Annotated in this window: 17 protein-coding genes and 1 other RNA gene; 9 read left to right on the plus strand and 9 right to left on the minus strand. The window is 53.7% G+C overall.

The genetic code is table 11. The features are described 5' to 3' along the window. Positions 1 to 19 precede the first annotated feature (19 nt). From G506_RS0113735 to ppiC, 5 genes are all read left to right on the plus strand, one after another. Entirely contained in the window at positions 20 to 1,210 is a 1,191-nt protein-coding gene (locus G506_RS0113735; RefSeq protein ID WP_028117355.1) for a lipoprotein-releasing ABC transporter permease subunit, read from the plus strand. Next, entirely contained in the window at positions 1,203 to 1,889 is a 687-nt protein-coding gene (lolD, locus tag G506_RS0113740) for a lipoprotein-releasing ABC transporter ATP-binding protein LolD (protein ID WP_028117356.1), read from the plus strand. Before G506_RS0113735 ends, lolD begins: the two co-directional genes overlap by 8 nt. Further along, entirely contained in the window at positions 1,882 to 3,105 is a 1,224-nt protein-coding gene (gene lolE, locus G506_RS0113745) for a lipoprotein-releasing ABC transporter permease subunit LolE (RefSeq protein WP_028117357.1), read from the plus strand. Before lolD ends, lolE begins: the two co-directional genes overlap by 8 nt. A 95-nt stretch (positions 3,106 to 3,200) precedes the next feature. Then, a complete protein-coding gene (gene speG, locus G506_RS0113750; protein WP_028117358.1) occupies positions 3,201 to 3,731 on the plus strand; it encodes a spermidine N1-acetyltransferase in 531 nt (176 codons plus the stop codon). A 46-nt stretch (positions 3,732 to 3,777) separates the two neighbouring features. Beyond that, complete coding sequence (ppiC, locus tag G506_RS0113755) at positions 3,778 to 4,059, plus strand: peptidylprolyl isomerase PpiC (RefSeq protein WP_028117359.1); 282 nt, start codon at positions 3,778 to 3,780, stop codon at positions 4,057 to 4,059. A gap of 188 nt (positions 4,060 to 4,247) precedes the next feature. Here ppiC and ssrA read toward each other — a convergent pair. Further along, positions 4,248 to 4,608: a transfer-messenger RNA gene (ssrA, locus tag G506_RS20750) on the minus strand. Between the two features lie 68 nt (positions 4,609 to 4,676). After that, on the minus strand, positions 4,677 to 5,165 hold the full coding sequence (gene smpB / locus G506_RS0113760) for an SsrA-binding protein SmpB (protein WP_028117360.1): 489 nt from the start codon (positions 5,163 to 5,165) through the stop codon (positions 4,677 to 4,679). Positions 5,166 to 5,251: 86 nt separating this feature from the next. On the opposite strand from smpB, the gene G506_RS0113765 reads away from it, so the two are divergent. Beyond that, positions 5,252 to 5,683, plus strand: a complete 432-nt coding sequence (locus G506_RS0113765) for a type II toxin-antitoxin system RatA family toxin (protein ID WP_028117361.1) — start codon at positions 5,252 to 5,254, stop codon at positions 5,681 to 5,683. Next, positions 5,680 to 6,030, plus strand: a complete 351-nt coding sequence (locus tag G506_RS0113770; RefSeq protein WP_028117362.1) for an RnfH family protein — start codon at positions 5,680 to 5,682, stop codon at positions 6,028 to 6,030. Before G506_RS0113765 ends, G506_RS0113770 begins: the two co-directional genes overlap by 4 nt. Positions 6,031 to 6,102: 72 nt before the next feature. Here the strand turns inward: G506_RS0113770 and G506_RS19815 are convergent, their stop codons facing one another. From G506_RS19815 to nadK, 4 genes are all read right to left on the minus strand, one after another. After that, positions 6,103 to 6,471, minus strand: a complete 369-nt coding sequence (locus G506_RS19815) for an outer membrane protein assembly factor BamE (RefSeq protein ID WP_035387365.1) — start codon at positions 6,469 to 6,471, stop codon at positions 6,103 to 6,105. 143 nt (positions 6,472 to 6,614) lie between these two features. Continuing rightward, positions 6,615 to 7,766: an L-threonine dehydrogenase gene (gene yiaY / locus G506_RS0113780; RefSeq protein WP_028117363.1), complete on the minus strand. Its 1,152-nt coding sequence runs from the start codon at positions 7,764 to 7,766 to the stop codon at positions 6,615 to 6,617. 172 nt (positions 7,767 to 7,938) lie between these two features. Next, complete coding sequence (gene recN / locus G506_RS0113785; protein WP_028117364.1) at positions 7,939 to 9,600, minus strand: DNA repair protein RecN; 1,662 nt, start codon at positions 9,598 to 9,600, stop codon at positions 7,939 to 7,941. Between the two features lie 180 nt (positions 9,601 to 9,780). Further along, entirely contained in the window at positions 9,781 to 10,665 is an 885-nt protein-coding gene (gene nadK, locus G506_RS0113790) for an NAD(+) kinase (RefSeq protein WP_028117365.1), read from the minus strand. Positions 10,666 to 10,758: 93 nt separating this feature from the next. Here nadK and grpE point away from each other — a divergent pair, with 93 nt between their 5' ends. Then, positions 10,759 to 11,325 (plus strand): nucleotide exchange factor GrpE, encoded by a 567-nt coding sequence (gene grpE, locus G506_RS0113795; protein ID WP_028117366.1) that lies wholly within the window; start codon positions 10,759 to 10,761, stop codon positions 11,323 to 11,325. 28 nt (positions 11,326 to 11,353) lie between these two features. Here the strand turns inward: grpE and G506_RS19820 are convergent, their stop codons facing one another. The 3 genes from G506_RS19820 to G506_RS0113810 all read right to left on the minus strand — a co-directional run bounded on the left by G506_RS19820 (position 11,354) and on the right by G506_RS0113810 (position 14,030). Continuing rightward, complete coding sequence (locus G506_RS19820; protein ID WP_051202145.1) at positions 11,354 to 12,211, minus strand: alpha/beta fold hydrolase; 858 nt, start codon at positions 12,209 to 12,211, stop codon at positions 11,354 to 11,356. A gap of 32 nt (positions 12,212 to 12,243) precedes the next feature. Beyond that, on the minus strand, positions 12,244 to 12,939 hold the full coding sequence (locus tag G506_RS19825; protein ID WP_156904905.1) for a L,D-transpeptidase family protein: 696 nt from the start codon (positions 12,937 to 12,939) through the stop codon (positions 12,244 to 12,246). 179 nt (positions 12,940 to 13,118) lie between these two features. Next, positions 13,119 to 14,030, minus strand: coding sequence for a DMT family transporter (locus G506_RS0113810; RefSeq protein ID WP_028117367.1), 912 nt, complete (start codon positions 14,028 to 14,030; stop codon positions 13,119 to 13,121). Between the two features lie 275 nt (positions 14,031 to 14,305). On the opposite strand from G506_RS0113810, the gene dnaK reads away from it, so the two are divergent. Next, on the plus strand, positions 14,306 to 16,210 hold the full coding sequence (gene dnaK / locus G506_RS0113815; protein ID WP_028117368.1) for a molecular chaperone DnaK: 1,905 nt from the start codon (positions 14,306 to 14,308) through the stop codon (positions 16,208 to 16,210). The last annotated feature ends 72 nt before the right edge of the window (positions 16,211 to 16,282 follow it).

A 16,282-nucleotide genomic window follows, 5' to 3' on the forward strand; every position in this document is an offset into this window, starting at 1 on the left:
AATTCGCCAAGCTGACCCTATGATCTCTCCAGTGGCCGTTACCATCGGCCTGCGCTATTGGCGTGCTCGCAAAAATACCGGTTTTGTTTCTTTTATTACGCTGTTCTCGATGCTCGGTATCGGCATTGGGGTGGCGGCATTGATTATTGTCTCCTCAGTGATGAATGGTCTGGAAGATCGTCTAAAAGGGCAGATCTTAGGTTCGGTGCCACAGATCACCATTAGTGCTCCGAAGGGTGAGGCGATCCCCGTGGTCGAGGATCCGGCGGTGATCGCCCAAGTACCGCTGCTCTCTTCCGAAGCGCTGCTATCCAGTGGCAAGCAGATGGCCGGCGGCCTGCTGCTGGGGATTGATCCGCTACTCGAACAAGCGGTGTCACCGATTGCCAAGGCGATGAGCTTTGGCGAGTTTACCGCACTGCAAAGTGGCCAATATCGGGTGCTGCTCGGCAGTGGTTTAGCGCGTAAGCTCAATGTCTGGCCGGGGGATAAATTGCGATTGATGACCGCCAGCGGTGCGCGTTATACGCCGCTGGGACGAGTCCCGGGGCAACGCTTGGTGACGGTCGCAGGGGTGTTTGAGCTGGGCGCCGAGGTCGATCAAGCGATGCTGTTGATGCATATCGATGATGCGAAGCGACTGCTGCGCAGCGAACCACAACAGCGACTGTACCTGCAAGATGCCTTCACTGCACCACAGCTAAGCAGTGTCTTAACCCAGCAATATCCGCAACTGCAGATCAGTGATTGGCGTGCACGTTATGGCCAACTGTTTGCGGCGGTCAAAATGGAAAAGCGGATGATGTCGTTATTGCTGGGACTGATCATTGCGGTGGCGGCGTTTAACATCGTATCGGCGCTGGTGATGATGGTCACCGATAAAACCGCCGATATGGCGATTTTAAAAACCCAAGGGTTAAGCCGTGCGGCGATCATGCAGATCTTCTCGGTACAAGGGATGAGTAGCGCTGGCCTGGGTACCCTGATTGGGGCACTGGCCGGATTGGTTATCGCCGGCAATTTACAACCGATTTTATCACTGCTTGGGATCTGGCTATTGCCACCGGGCATGCCGTTACCGGTACTGGTTGATTACACGCAGCTTGCCATGGTGGTGTTTGGTGCGCTGCTGCTTAGTTTTACCGCCACCCTCTATCCCGCTTGGCGGGCGTCCCACGTCAACCCTGCGGAGGAACTGCGACATGAATAAGCCGATCTTGGCCTGCTATGGCCTTGGAAAAATCTACCAAGAGGGTAAACAGCAAACTCGCGTTTTGAGCGATCTGTCATTGGAGGTCCATGCCGGCGAGTTGGTGGCGATTGTTGGTAGTAGCGGTTCCGGTAAAAGTACCTTGCTGCATCTGCTGGGGACCTTAGACAAACCGACCGAAGGGCATATCGAATTTGATGGCGATAATTTAGCGACGCTGTCGGAATCGGCGCGCAACCAACTGCGAAATCAAAAACTGGGTTTTATCTATCAGTTTCACCATCTGTTGCCGGAATTTAGCGCGCTAGAAAACGTGGCGATGCCGCTGCGGATCGCCGGTGTTAACAATAAAGAAGCGCAGGCGCGGGCGCAGCAACTGCTTGATAGAGTCGGCCTTGCTCAGCGAACCAGCCATCGCCCAGCGGAGCTTTCTGGTGGCGAACGGCAACGGGTCGCGATTGCCCGGGCCTTGGCGAACAAGCCGAAGCTGGTGCTTGCGGATGAGCCGACCGGCAACTTGGATGAAACTACCGCCGAATCGGTTTATCAGTTGCTGCGCGAATTAGCCGCCGAGCAGGGCACCGCGTTTGTGGTGGTCACCCACGATCGCGCCTTGGCTAATAAGCTCGATCGGCAACTGGAGATGCGCGCCGGTCATCTGGAGCACGCCCATGGCTAAGCGATTAGCCCTGCAAATCGGTTGGCGTTTTTGGCGTGGTCGCAATAACAACGGCTTTGTGTCGTTTATTTCGCTCTCGTCGGTGGTGGGGATCGCCCTTGGGGTGGCGGTGCTGATTGTGGTGTTGTCGGCGATGAACGGTTTTGAACGCGAACTTAAAGATCGCTTGCTGGCGGTGGTGCCACACGGCGAGTTTATCGCTGGCGATGGCGCCTTACAGGACTGGCAAGGGTTGGCAGCCGCAGCGATGGCTGCGCCAGAAGTGGTGGCCGCAGCGCCAGTGGTGCCCATTCAAGGGTTGTTGCAACGCGGCAATGAGATGAAGCCGGTACAACTGCGCGGCATCGACATCGGCTTAGAGGATAAAGTCTCGGCAGTGCATCAATTCGTTGACTCGCAAGGCTGGAAAAGCTTGGCCAGCGGCGACGCCAACGTGGTGCTGGGTGGTGGTTTGGCTAAGATGCTGAACGCTAAAGTTGGCGATCGGGTCAGTCTGTTGGTGCCCAGTAGTGATGGTCGCCAAGGGCCGAAGCGGCAAGTATTGACGGTGACCGGCCTATTTGAGCTTGGCGGCGAAATTGACCGCGCCTTGGCCTTTACCAGCCTAAACACTGCCATGAGCATCGCTGGTTTATCCAATCCCAACGGGGTGCGCATTAAGCTTGATAATTTATTCGAGGCTCCGGCGGTGGTGCGCAAAATCGGCTTTGCCCAAAACGAATATCTGATTTTGCAAGATTGGACTCGTACTCAAGGGCATCTGTACAGCGATATTCAGTTGGTGCGGATGTTGACCTATCTGGTGTTGGTGTTGGTGGTAGCGGTCGCCAGCTTTAACATCATCTGTTCATTGGTGATGGCGGTGCGAGACAAACAACATGAGATCGCCATTTTGCGCACCATGGGCATGAGCCGCAGCGGCATTCTTACCGGTTTTGTGGTGCAAGGGGCGTTGATTGGCGCGATAGGCTGTCTATTGGGGGCACTGCTGGGATCATTGCTCGCCTGGCGGTTGCCACAGTTAGTGGCATGGCTCGAGCAGCAGTTTGGCGTGACGGTACTCTCTGGCGATGTCTACTTTATCGATTTTCTGCCATCACAATTGCATGCAACCGATGTCGCGATGGTGACCATCATCGCCTTTGTGGTGACGGTGATCGCCACCCTCTATCCCGCTTGGCAAGCCAGCCGGATGCAGCCGGCAAGTGTGTTGTAGTCATATCGTCAAAGTCTTTTATTGTCGCCCCGCAAAGCTTGTGGGGCGTTTTTATGTCAGTCTGTGTTTATCTCGGTTGATATTAAGGAATGACGATGACCGCATCCGTCCGTTTGCGCCCGATGGAGCGTGATGATCTGCGCTTTGTTCATCAGCTCAACAACAACCGCCAAGTGATGGCTTACTGGTTTGAAGAGCCGTACGAGGCTTACGTTGAATTGCAGCAGTTGTATGACAAGCATATCCACGATCAATCAGAGCGGCGCTTCATCGCCGAGAACAACCTTGGTGAATCGATAGGCTTAGTGGAGCTGGTTGAGATCACCCATATCCACCGCCGCGCCGAGTTTCAGATCATTATCGATCCGGCTCATCAGGGCAAAGGTTACGCCCGTCCGGTGATGGCCAAAGCGGTCGACTACGCGTTTAAGATGTTAAATATCCATAAGCTTTATCTGCTGGTGGATGTCGATAACTACAAAGCGGTGCAACTGTACCGTGACTACGGTTTCATCGAAGAGGGGGTGCTAGTGCAGGAGTACTTCAGCAACGGCTCGTACCGCGACGCGATTCGCATGTATATGCTGCAAGCCGATTACCTGCGAGATATCGCCGCCTCGGGTTAAAACTGCTAGGATCGGCGCCCGAAAATTTACACTGTAGGACTGACACATGGCCCATACCGCCGCTGCGCTGCACATTTTGGTGAAGCACGAAGAGAAAGCCAACGATCTGCTTAAGCAATTGGAAAAAGGCGCCAACTTCCAAACCCTAGCGAAGAAGCATTCTACCTGCCCATCAGGCAAACAAGGCGGCAGCCTTGGTGAGTTTCGCAAAGGCGACATGGTCGCCCAGTTCGACAAAGCGGTATTTACCGGCCCAATCCTGAAGCCAATCGGCCCAGTAAAAACCAAATTTGGCTACCACATCATCAAGGTGCTGTACCGTACTTGATTTGGTAATCCCGCATTAGCCCAAATAAGCTGGGCAAATCGATATCGTCACCAGACGCCGATTTGTTCCAGCTTTGTGGCCAGATATACCAATTGCTATACCAAAAGCCGTTAGCTTGGGCTCTCGTGCGCTGATAATTAGGCACAAAAAAGCCCAGAAACCTAAGTTTCTGGGCTTTTCCAAACGTTTGGTGGAGCTGGCGGGAGTTGAACCCGCGTCCAAAACATCTACGCCGTCGGCACTACATGCTTAGTCACTGTTTTATTTAACCGGTCAAGACCCCCAGCGACAGGGTTCCATCAGGTGAGTCCGATTAGCTTTAACGCTTCACCTACGGACAAAGGATCCACGCGATCTTGCAGGGTTTGACTACCGTAAATCTTCAGCCAGCAAGCGGGGCTTCAGCGGTAGGCACTACACAGCTTATTAGGCTGCTAGTGCGTAGTTTTCGTCGTTTGCGACTATTTTTTTGCGGCTTTTTACGTGGCCAACCGCCCCACGGCATGCTCCTAGGGTTTCAAATATTCTGTCGAATCCTGAATCAGCCCCAAGTACAACTGCAGTTTACCACTGATGGCTTCTGCCAGCCAATAGCAAACTGTACAGACAACCAGCAGTTAGCGTAGGCTGCCTTTCATTACTCGTGATTTTTCTCGTTCCCAATCGCGAGCTTTGGAATCTTCACGCTTATCGTGCAGCTGTTTACCCTGTGCCAGAGCCACTTCCAACTTAACGTTGGATTTGCTCCAGTACATCGCGGTTGGTACTAGAGTGTGGCCACTGCGCTCGACTTGACCGATCAACCGATCCAGCTCGCGGCGATTCAGCAGCAACTTACGCGGGCGCATCGGTTCGGCGATGACGTGGGTAGAGGCAACTTTCAACGGCGTGATGTTGCACGCAACAAGCCAAGCTTCGTTGCGTTGGATAATAACGTAGCAATCGGTCAGGTTTACTTTACCTTCCCGAATGGATTTGACTTCCCAGCCTTGTAAGACCAGACCAGCCTCAATCTTCTCCAAAAACTTGTATTCGTGCTTCGCTTTTTTGTTCAGCGCGATGGTTGAGGAGGTGGGCTTGGATTTCTTTGCGTTTTTCTTAGCCATAGGCGCCGCATTATACCTGTCTTTGGGCGTTTTGGTATCCGATTGCTTATGGCAGAATGGCGCCATGTGATCCACGGAGTACCCTGATGCCAGAGATTAATCGCAGCGCTTTAGTTCGGTTCAGTGCCGAGCAGATGTATGCGCTGGTGAATGACGTTGCTAACTACCCACAATTCCTTCCGGGCTGCAGCGGCAGTGAAGTATTGGAGCAATCCGATGAGGCGATGTTAGCCTCGGTTTCAGTAAAAAAGGCGGGGATAAGCCACAGTTTTACCACTCGCAACACCTTAGTTCCGAACCAATCGATCACCATGGCATTGCAGGATGGTCCGTTCAAGCGGCTCTCTGGCGGCTGGATCTTTACGCCACTGCGTGAAGATGCCTGTAAGGTCGAACTGTCATTGCAATTTGAATTTTCCAGTCCGCTGGTGGCATCGGCATTTGGCAAGGTGTTCAGCGACGTGGTGCAGAGTATGGTTCAGGCGTTTAGTGACCGTGCCAAGGAGATCTACAAATGAGCCAACAGATGCTGGTTGAAGTCGTTTACGCGCTGCCAAGCGAAGCTTTTGTGCGTAAGGTGACCTTGCCTGAGGGAGCTACCGCACAGCAGGCAATTGAGGCCAGTGGCGTATTGCAGCGCTATCCAGAGATCGATCTGGCCAAGCAGAAGATCGGTATCTTCAGCAACCCAGTTAAGCCGATGCAAGTGCTTAACGAGGGTGACCGGGTCGAGATTTACCGGCCGCTGCTGGCGGATCCTCGCGAGGTGCGTAAACGCCGAGCGGAGAAAGCCAAAGCGGAAGGCCGTGCTGATGCTGTGACTGGCGGTCGGCCTAACCCCCAGCGGGCTGATAAAGCGGAATGATTACGGCGTTTTGCATACTGAACGAGGAGGCCTAGGCCTCCTCGTAGTGATCTGGGTGATGGGTAACTGGGATCAGTTGGCGCTTTGCAGCGGGGTGTTGAACTGATCGCTAAGCGGATAATCGCCGGTTACGCTAATCACTTGCTCGTTGGCGAATTTCACAATCAATTGCTTTTCGGTGATTTCGTCAGTGCGGCCGCTTTTGAATTGGTAGACGTAGTACCAAGTGTCGTCGGCAAAACTGTCGCGCAGTACCGGACGACCAAGCACGTATTCAACTTGCTCTTTGGTCATCGCAATCCGCAGTTTGTCCACCTGGTTTTGCTCAATAAAGTTGCCCTGCGGCACATCAATTTTGTAGACCAGCCACTCCAGTTGAGCACAGCCACTCAGACCCGCGGCAACGGTGGCGGCAATCATCAGGTTTCTGAACTGCTTCATCCTAATTCTCTAAATTCCGTAAATTTACTTCGCGGGCATCATACCCAACCCCACTGTTAGTTGCCAAGGCGCAGCGGAAGTTCAATTTATGGCGGCCACAAAAAAGGGAGCGGCATCGCTCCCTGCTACTGCAAGTGGCTTATTTACAAAGCGTTGCTGAAGATCTGGCAGATCTCTTGATGAGTCGCTTGGCGCGGGTTGGTCAGGCCGCAGGCATCGTTAAGGGCATTGGTCGCCAACATTGGAATGTCTTCGGCGTCGACGTCCAGTTCACTTAGGTTCTTTGGAATGTTTACGTCAGCGGCCAGTCGGCGGATTGCCGCAATGGCAATTTCGGCAGCGTCGTCGGCGGCAAGCGCATCGACCTCTTCACCCAGCAGTTTGGCCACTAACTTGAGTTTTTCAGCTGCCAAAGGGGCGTTAAAGGCTTGCACGTGTGGCAGCAGTACCGCGTTGCAGACTCCATGTGGCAGATCGTAGAAACCACCCAGTTGATGTGCCATGGCATGCACGTAGCCAAGCGAGGCGTTGTTAAATGCCATGCCCGCTAAAAATTGGGCGTAAGCCATCTGCTCACGGGCGCTGATATCGGTACCATCGGCAACGGCATCGCGTAGGTGCTTGCCAATCAAACTGATGGCCTTTTCGGCGCAGGCGTCGGTAATTGGTGTGGCTGCGGTTGAGACCAGCGCTTCTACGGCATGGGTTAAGGCATCCATACCGGTGGCGGCGGTCAGTGCGGCAGGTTTTGCCAGCATCAATTCAGGATCATTGACCGACAAAATTGGCGTGGTGTTCTTATCAACGATGGCCATTTTAATGTGGCGAGCCTCATCGGTGATGATGCAAAAGCGAGTCATCTCTGATGCGGTGCCGGCGGTGGTGTTGATCGCCACCAGTGGCAGTTGTGGCTTGGTGGATTTATCGACCCCTTCGTAGTCGCGAATATCGCCGCCATTGGTGGCCACCAAAGCGATCCCTTTGGCGCAATCGTGCGGTGAACCGCCACCAAAAGAGATGACAAAGTCACAGCGATGCTTTTGCAGTAACGCAAGACCGGCAGCGACGTTGGCGGTGGTCGGGTTCGGTTGAGTGCCATCAAACACGACCGCAGTGATGTCATTGGCGACCAGTTTGTCGGTTAGTTTGGCCACCAAACCAAGTTCGACTAGCGGTTTGTCGGTAACCACTAACGCCCGCTTAAAGCCGAGATTGTTGATGTCGTCGATGGTGACATCGAGCGCGCCTTGGCCGAGGGAATTGACGGCTGGGATAAAGAATTTGGAGACGGTCATGGGCTTACTCCTTGGATCTGATCAAACAGTTCTTAACAGTAACGTTACCGTTATCAGATCCGCTGCTGTGTGATCTTGATCAGTTCGTGAGAATTTTTACTGCCGTTCAAGTTCACAATTCTCTCTGGTCATACCATGACGAGGCCAGCGCCAATCTGACCATTTCTTGCCTCTAGTGAGCAATCAATTCGGCAGCATTGGCGCGGGTGATGTCGGTGATGATGTCACCGCCCAGCAGCCGGGCCAGTTCATCAATTCGTTGGCTGTCGGTCAGTTTGGTCATCTGGGTTTCGGTGCTTTGGCCTTGGCTCTGTTTGCTGACAAACATGTGGTTATGGCCGTTCCCGGCTACTTGCGGCAAGTGGGTGACACAGAACACCTGGGTGGATTGCCCTAGCTGGCGCAACATGCGGCCAACCACTGCTGCCGTTGGGCCAGAGATCCCCACATCCACTTCATCAAAAATTAGCGTCGGGGTGGCGACCTTGCGGGCGGTGATCACCTGAATTGCCAAACCGATGCGCGACAGTTCACCGCCAGACGCGGTTTTGGCAATCGATTGCAGCGGTTGACCAGGGTTGGTGGTGACTAAAAACTGTACCCGATCACCGCCTAGTGGGCTTAGGCAATCGTCCTGGTAGGCCACCTCAATTTCAAAGCAGGCGTGTGGCATCGCCAGTTCTTTGAGGTTGTCGGTCACCAGCTTATTCAGTTCTTTGGCAAAGCGTTGGCGGCTTTTGTGCAGCTTTTGACTGTGCAGGCTCAGTTGCTCTAAAGCGTGGTCGCGATCACCGAATAGGTGCTCAAGCTGACTATCGGAATCCGCCAATGCGGCTAACTCTTCTGCTAGAGCTTGATGATGAGCCGCCAGTTCGTTGGCCGGCACCATGTGTTTGCGCGCTAATGACATGGCGCGACTGAGGCGATTTTCCAGTTCGGCAAAGCGTTCTGGTTCCATCTCTAGGCTGCTGTGGTAGCTGGAAAGTTCGTTGCTGCTTTCCTGAATTTGGATCATCGCCTCGTGCAACATCGCCAGTGGTTCATTGACCGCCGGGTCGGTGCTGCTTAGGGCTTCTACCTCAGCAATCGCTTGATGCAGCAGCGTCTGCACTGAGACTTCGTCGCCTTCGCTAAGCAGGAACAGCGCCCGCTGGCTTTGCTCCATCAAACTGCCGCAGCTGGCTAAGCGTTTGTGCTCCGCTTCGATCTCTTCAAATTCGCCTTGTTGGAGGGCGAATTCATCCAGTTCCTGTACTTGGTACTCCAACAACTGACTGCGCGCTTGACGCTGCTGCTGTTCTTGTTGCAACTGGGTAATTTGGCGGTCGATACGGCGCCACTGCAGATGACTTTGGCGACATAGCTCGAGCAGCCGCTGGTGACCGGCGTACTGATCCAGCAGATCAAGCTGAACGTCGCTGCTGAGCATACTGTGGTGGGCGTGTTGACCGTGAATGCTGACCAGCAGTTCGCCGAGGGATTTCAGTTGCGCCAACGGCAATGGGTGACCATTAACCCAAGCGCGACTGCGACCTTCGGCAGAGATGCTACGACGGATGATGCAGTTGTCTTCGTCGTGCAGTTCGTTGTCTTTTAGCCAGCGCTGCGCCGCTTCGATGTTGCTGATGTCGAAGCGGGCCGACAGTTCGGCGCGTTCAGCACCGGGACGCACCATGCTGGCTTCACCGCGGGCGCCCAGGCAGAGACTTAACGCGTCGATGGCAATCGACTTACCGGCGCCGGTTTCACCGGTGATGCTGGTCATGCCGCAGGCAAGATCCAATTCGAGGAATTTAACGATGGCGAAGTTGCTGATGGTCAGTTGGCTTAGCATGGTGCAGCCCTGTATAGGTAAACATAGGTACTGTATATAACGACAGTATATGTGTTTTTAACCAGTGGTAAAGAGGGCAGCGCAAAAAACCTTGCTGAGGTTGTGCCAGCGTTCACGAAAAATGTTTTTCTGGATATAAAAACGCCGTCTTGGCGACGGCGTAGAGCTTGCTTGGTTGGGTTAAAACAGCTTGCTGCCCCAACCGAGTTTCGAGCGCAGCACCTCGAAGTAGCTGTGGCCCTTGGGGTGCACCAGTCGCAGTTTGTGCTCGGCACGGCGGATGATGATCTCGTCGCCAGGCAATGCCGGCAGGGTGATGTGACCGTCGCAAGAGATCTCCAGCGGGCGATTGCCCATATCCGGTGACGCGATAAGTTTCACCACTGAACCGCCATCAACCACGATCGGGCGGCCCGATAGGGTGTGCGGGAACATCGGCACCAGGATCACCGCATTAAGGTTCGGAGTCAAAATGGCACCACCGGCGGATAGGGCGTAGGCGGTTGAACCGGTTGGGGTGGAAATGATCATCCCATCGGCTCGTTGGCTGTACATGAATTGGTCGTCGATATAGACCTCAAACTCAATCATGTTGGCGACCCGCCCCGGGTGCAATACCGCTTCGTTCATGGCGGTGTTGCTGGATTTTAACTGGCCGTGGCGATAAACCTCGGCTTGCAACAAAAAGCGCATCTCGGTGTCGTATTCGCCATCCAATACCGGTGCCAGAGTTTGCTCAAAGTCGTCTGGTGAGATATCCGTCAGAAAGCCTAAGTTGCCGCGGTTAACGCCGATAACTGCGACGTCATAGCGCGATAATACCCGGGCGGCGCCTAACATGTTGCCGTCGCCACCAACCACGATCACTAAGTCGCAGCGCTCGCCCAGATCGCACAGCGACAGCGCTTCGGTTTTATCACAGCCAAGTTGGCGGGCGATGCGCCGTTCGATCAGAATTTCGCAGTTGCGCTCTTTCAACCAGTAGAACAGCTTTTGTAGAGTTTGGTTGGCACCGCGATGATCGGGTTTGCCGATCAGGCCAATGGTGTTAAATGGCTTGGACATGAAAAAGTTAGCTGGGGTAGCCTTGAAGTGGGCATAGTGATCCCCATAATAGAGCCAGTGTTTACCTGTTTAAAGTGATTTCGCGGAGTTGTGATGAGCGACGAGCAGCAAAAAGTTGTCGATCAACAAGAAGAAGTAATTGCGGCCGAGACCGTAGAAGTGGAAGCCGAGATCGTCGATGAGCGTGATGAGCGCATTGCTCAGCTGGAGGCCGAATTGGCCGAAGCTCGCGATGCCATCGATGGCGAGAAAGACATTAAACTGCGCGCTGCGGCTGAGGTGGAAAACATCCGCCGTCGCGCTGCCATTGATGTGCAAAAAGCCCGTGATTTTGCGCTAGAGAAGTTCGCCAAAGAACTGCTGCCAATCATCGATAACCTAGAGCGCGCCCAGCAAGTGGGCAACGCCGAGGAAGAAGCGGTAAAAGCCATTGTCGAAGGCGTAGAGCTGACTCATAAGAGCTTTATCGACACCGTGGCTAAGTTTGGTATTGAAGCGGTGGGTACCGAGGGCGACGCCTTCAACCCAGAACTGCACCAAGCTATCTCGATGGTGCCAAGCCCAGATCATCAGTCCAACACCCTGATGGCAGTGATGCAAAAAGGCTACACTCTAAACGGTCGCCTGCTGCGTCCGGCGATGGTGATGGTTGCGCAATAAGCGTGACGTTGAGTTGAGAAAACCGAGCTTAGGCTCGGTTTTTTTGTGGCTGCAGTTGCCCTAGCTCGCGCAGCCCATCCACAATCAAGTCGGCGCAGATCTCCGGTGCCTCTAATGGCAACAGGTGGCCGTAACTGAAATCCTGTTTAAAGCGCCACGGCCGTTTTGGCTGTTGTAGCTGGCGCCACGTGTGTTCGGTAACAAAGGCCGAAGGCTTGCCCCTAATCGCCACGGTTGGCAGCTGCAGTTGAGTCAGCTGCGGCATGATGTCGCGCACTTCGCTGTAGTTGGCCGCTTCCCACTCTTTTCTAAAGACCAATTCAAACTGATTGTCGATAGGACGCACGGCGTGTTCAGCAAAGGCGCTTAGATGCTGGGTTGGGATCTGCCGAAACGGCTTTAGCTTAGCGAAATCACTAACGAACTGTTGTGGCGTATGCCAACGATCGCGCTTATTAAGGGTACTTTTGATCAGTGGGTGTTTGGCTTTGAGGCGGCGCGGAGCCAAGCGCAATAGCTGCGCTTGCCAGCGCGGGACGGTAATCGGTTCAATTAGCACCAGTGCCTGAAACAGATCCGGTCGCTTAATCGCCGCCAATGCGGTGCAACTGGCGCCGAGTGAGTGGCCGATGCCGATAATTGGCTGCGTATGGTGGCGTTCAATCTGATTGATTAGATCATCCACATACAGTCGCCAGCCGTGGTAACGGGGCGGTTTGCCAATGTTTGGCCAAGTTGGCCGCATCGGCAGGGCGTGCAGGTGCAACTGCTGCAGTTGATTAATCAGCGGTTGATAGACGCCAATGGGGAAACCATTGGCATGATAAAAATGTGCCTCTGGGCCGCTGCCGCCCAGATCCAGATAGTGATGGTGTGCGGTTGTCATTGGCGGATCCGTTGCCGTGACGGGGTAACTAGTTAATACCAAATTAGCGGGCGGTTGGCTTGCAGTTCGGCAACGCTTTGTTCAATTCGCTGGTATTTCTGCTCAACCCATTCTGGCACGCCGTGTTGCCGCTCTAGGATCCCATCGCGAGGATCGGTTGGGCTGATCACCACTTCGATGTTTTCTAGGCCAATGTCATGGGACAGCACGAACAGCTCTTCAATCGACGGATCACCAATGGCCAAGCAGCCGGTGGAGACATCACGGCCGTGAATAAAAATATCGCCACCGAGATCGTCCCGCTGCTCGAGCTCGCCGTAGTAACGGTCAAGACTGTTGGGGTAATTGATCCGCAGTGACAGGTGAAACTTGCTGTTGGGATTGGCGGCATCCAGTTGATAGACCCCTTCTGGCACCAGCATGTCCCCTTGGCGCATTTTTGGTCGCAGTGAACCACTGGCTTTTTCAATCGGGTAATCGCGCAGGTGATGCCAAGCGTTGTCGGCATCTTGCAGCCAGATTTCGAGCCGTTTTTCTGCTTTAACGGCGATGAACTTGGCCGCCTTCGGTGACAGTGATTGCGGTAACTGGGCAAAGTAGGGCGCCAGCCGCGATCGCGCATCTGCACCATAAATACCAATTACTGACTCTACTGTACGGGGAGAGGCGTTCGCCGAACCACAACACAACACTGCTGTTAAAACAGCACCAACAATCGACCAACGCAAACTACGACTCCTTAGAAAACGGCGGCAGTTTTTCATAGCCTGCCGACCGTCGCAACCATCCATGTCACCTTAAAAATATGTCATAACAGCTTACGCAATCGTCAAAAAAGCCTGCAAGGTGCAGGCTTAGTGTTCAGGTTGCTGATTTTTAATGGATCATCTAGTGGGCAAGAAGATCACTAGTGGGATCCACTGATCGCTTTGGTTGGTCGTAATTTCGGCCCAAATTTTTGCACCAGCAAGCCACTGACGATCATCACCAGTCCAATTACGGTAGTTTTGGCGATCGGCTCGCCCAAAATTTGCGAGATAAACAGCAGCGAGATAAACGGCCCCAAGAACACCAGGTTGGATAGGCTGGCGGTATGTTCTGCCGCCCGCAGGGCGCTGAGCCACAACACAAAGGTCAGGCCCATCTCAAACAGACCAACATAGGCGGCACCGGCTAAGCCCTGCCAGCTAGGCAAGGTCAGTACCCCTTGATACCAGCACAGCGCTGCCGAAAACGGTAATGACACCAAGAACCCCAGCAACAAGCCGATGACCGGATCGCCACTCTCTTTGGTATTGATGATCCAATACAGCGCCCACAGGATGGTCGACGCCATAATAAAGGCTAAACCGGTCGGGTTAGTGCTAGTAAAGGCGGCAAAGTTGCCGCCGGTGGCGATCACCACGACCCCAGCGTAGGCACACAGTGCGGCGATGATGTCCCAGCGTTTCAGTTTCTGGCCGAGCATCGGTACCGCGAGCAGGCTAAGCATGATTGCCCAAGTGTAATTAAGCGCTTGCGCCTGCTGAGCGGGCAGCAGGTCATAGCCGGCAAACAAGGCAAAGTAATACAGGAACGGATTAAGCAGGCCGCATTTAAGGTAATGCAGCGGCGCTTGTTGCCACTGACTCTTTAGTTTCGGCAACTGGCCGCGAACGGCAACAATCAACAGCAGCACCAATGTGGAGGCGATCGAGGCAAACAGCACCAGCTGACTTGGCGCCATATGTTCGAGCGATAATTTGAAGGCGGTGGCCACGGTCGACCAGCAAAGTACGGCGGCAAAGCCCAGTTGCATTGCCCGAGTTTGGTTTTTCAATTTAATTACGCGGTTAAACAGTAGGATAGACGCAGATTTTAGCCCAGCAATGGTTGCCACAAACTGCAATCAGTAAAAATTTTTAAAGCGATCACTTGAAAGCCTCATGGGCACCCCCATTTAGCTATTCAGATTGAGTTGGGCGGCGGTTTGGTGCGGTTTCAACCAGCCGAAAAAAATTAACGGCTTGCCCTTGAAACGCCAAACCCCGACCCCCAATTCCTAACCAGTTAAGTTAAACCTCATAAAGTTGCTAAAGTTTTCGGAGGCTTTCGATGGGTAAGATCATCGGTATCGATTTGGGCACCACTAACTCCTGTGTTGCGATTCTGGACGGCGATAAGCCACGTGTTATCGAGAACGCTGAAGGCGATCGTACTACCCCATCGGTAATCGCTTACACCGACGGCGAGACTCTGGTAGGTCAGCCTGCTAAGCGCCAGGCGGTAACCAACCCACACAACACCCTGTTTGCGATCAAGCGTCTGATCGGCCGTCGTTTTAAAGACGAAGTAGTACAGCGCGACATCGACATCATGCCGTTCAACATTGTTGAAGCGGACAACGGTGACGCATGGGTTGAAGCTCGTGGCAACAAGATGGCTGCTCCACAGGTTTCTGCAGAAGTTCTGAAGAAGATGAAGAAAACTGCCGAAGATTACCTGGGCGAGCCAGTAACCGAAGCGGTTATTACTGTTCCTGCGTACTTTAACGATGCTCAGCGTCAAGCAACCAAAGACGCTGGCCGTATCGCCGGTCTGGATGTGAAGCGCATCATCAACGAACCAACTGCTGCTGCTCTGGCTTACGGCATGGGTAAGAAAGATGGCGACAACATCGTTGCAGTGTACGACTTGGGCGGCGGTACTTTCGATATCTCCATCATCGAGATCGACCACGTTGACGGCGAGCAGACCTTCGAAGTTCTGGCGACCAACGGTGACACCCACCTGGGCGGCGAAGACTTTGACAACCGTCTGATCAACTACTTGGCCGAGTCCTTCAAGTCTGAGCAAGGCATCGATCTGAAGAACGATCCACTGGCAATGCAGCGTCTGAAAGAAGCCGCTGAAAAAGCCAAGATCGAACTGTCTTCTGCTCAGCAGACCGACGTGAACCTGCCGTACATCACTGCAGACGCGACCGGTCCTAAGCACATGAACATCAAAGTGACCCGCGCTAAGCTGGAATCTCTGGTTGAAGATCTGATCATCCGTTCTCTGGAGCCACTGAAAGTCGCTCTGCAAGACGCGGATCTGTCCGTATCTGACGTGAATGACATCATCCTGGTGGGTGGTCAGACTCGTATGCCTAAAGTACAGCAAGCGGTTGCTGACTTCTTCGGCAAAGAGCCACGTAAAGACGTGAACCCAGACGAAGCAGTAGCAATGGGTGCTGCGGTACAGGGCGGCGTACTGGCGGGCGACGTAAAAGACGTACTGCTGCTGGACGTAACCCCTCTGTCTCTAGGTATCGAGACCATGGGCGGCGTGATGACTGCTCTGATCGAGAAGAACACCACCATCCCAACCAAGAAGTCTCAGGTATTCTCTACCGCTGAAGACAACCAATCTGCAGTAACCATTCACGTACTGCAGGGCGAGCGTAAGCAAGCTTCTGGTAACAAGTCTCTGGGTCAGTTCAACCTGGAAGGCATTCAAGCGGCACCACGTGGCATGCCACAAATCGAAGTAACCTTCGATATCGACGCTGACGGTATTCTGAACGTGTCTGCCAAAGACAAGAACACCGGCAAAGAGCAGAAGATCGTAATTAAAGCGTCTTCCGGTCTGTCCGATGACGAGATCAACGCGATGGTGAACGACGCTGAAGCCAACGCTGAAGCGGATAAGAAGTTCGAAGAGCTGGTACAAGCACGTAACCAAGCTGACGGTCTGGTACACGCCACCCGTAAGCAAGTGGAAGAAGCGGGCGACGCGCTGGCAGCGGACGACAAAGCCAACATCGAAGCGGCTTGCAAGGCTGTTGAAGAAGCGGTTAAGTCTGACGACAAAGACGCGATTGAAGCGAAAACTCAAGAGCTGATCCAAGCTTCTCAGAAGCTGATGGAGCTGGCGCAAGCACAAGCGCAGCAAGCGGGCGGCGAGCAGCCACAAGCGAAGAAAGCGGACGACGACGTAATGGACGCCGAGTTCGAAGAAGTGAAAGACAACAAGTAATTGTTGCTTAACTTTGCCTAATTGAGCGGGCGTCCGGCCAACATACCGGCCGCCCGTTTTGCTATTAACGAA

This window comes from Ferrimonas senticii DSM 18821 (assembly GCF_000422665.1).
Lineage (GTDB): Bacteria > Pseudomonadota > Gammaproteobacteria > Enterobacterales > Shewanellaceae > Ferrimonas > Ferrimonas senticii.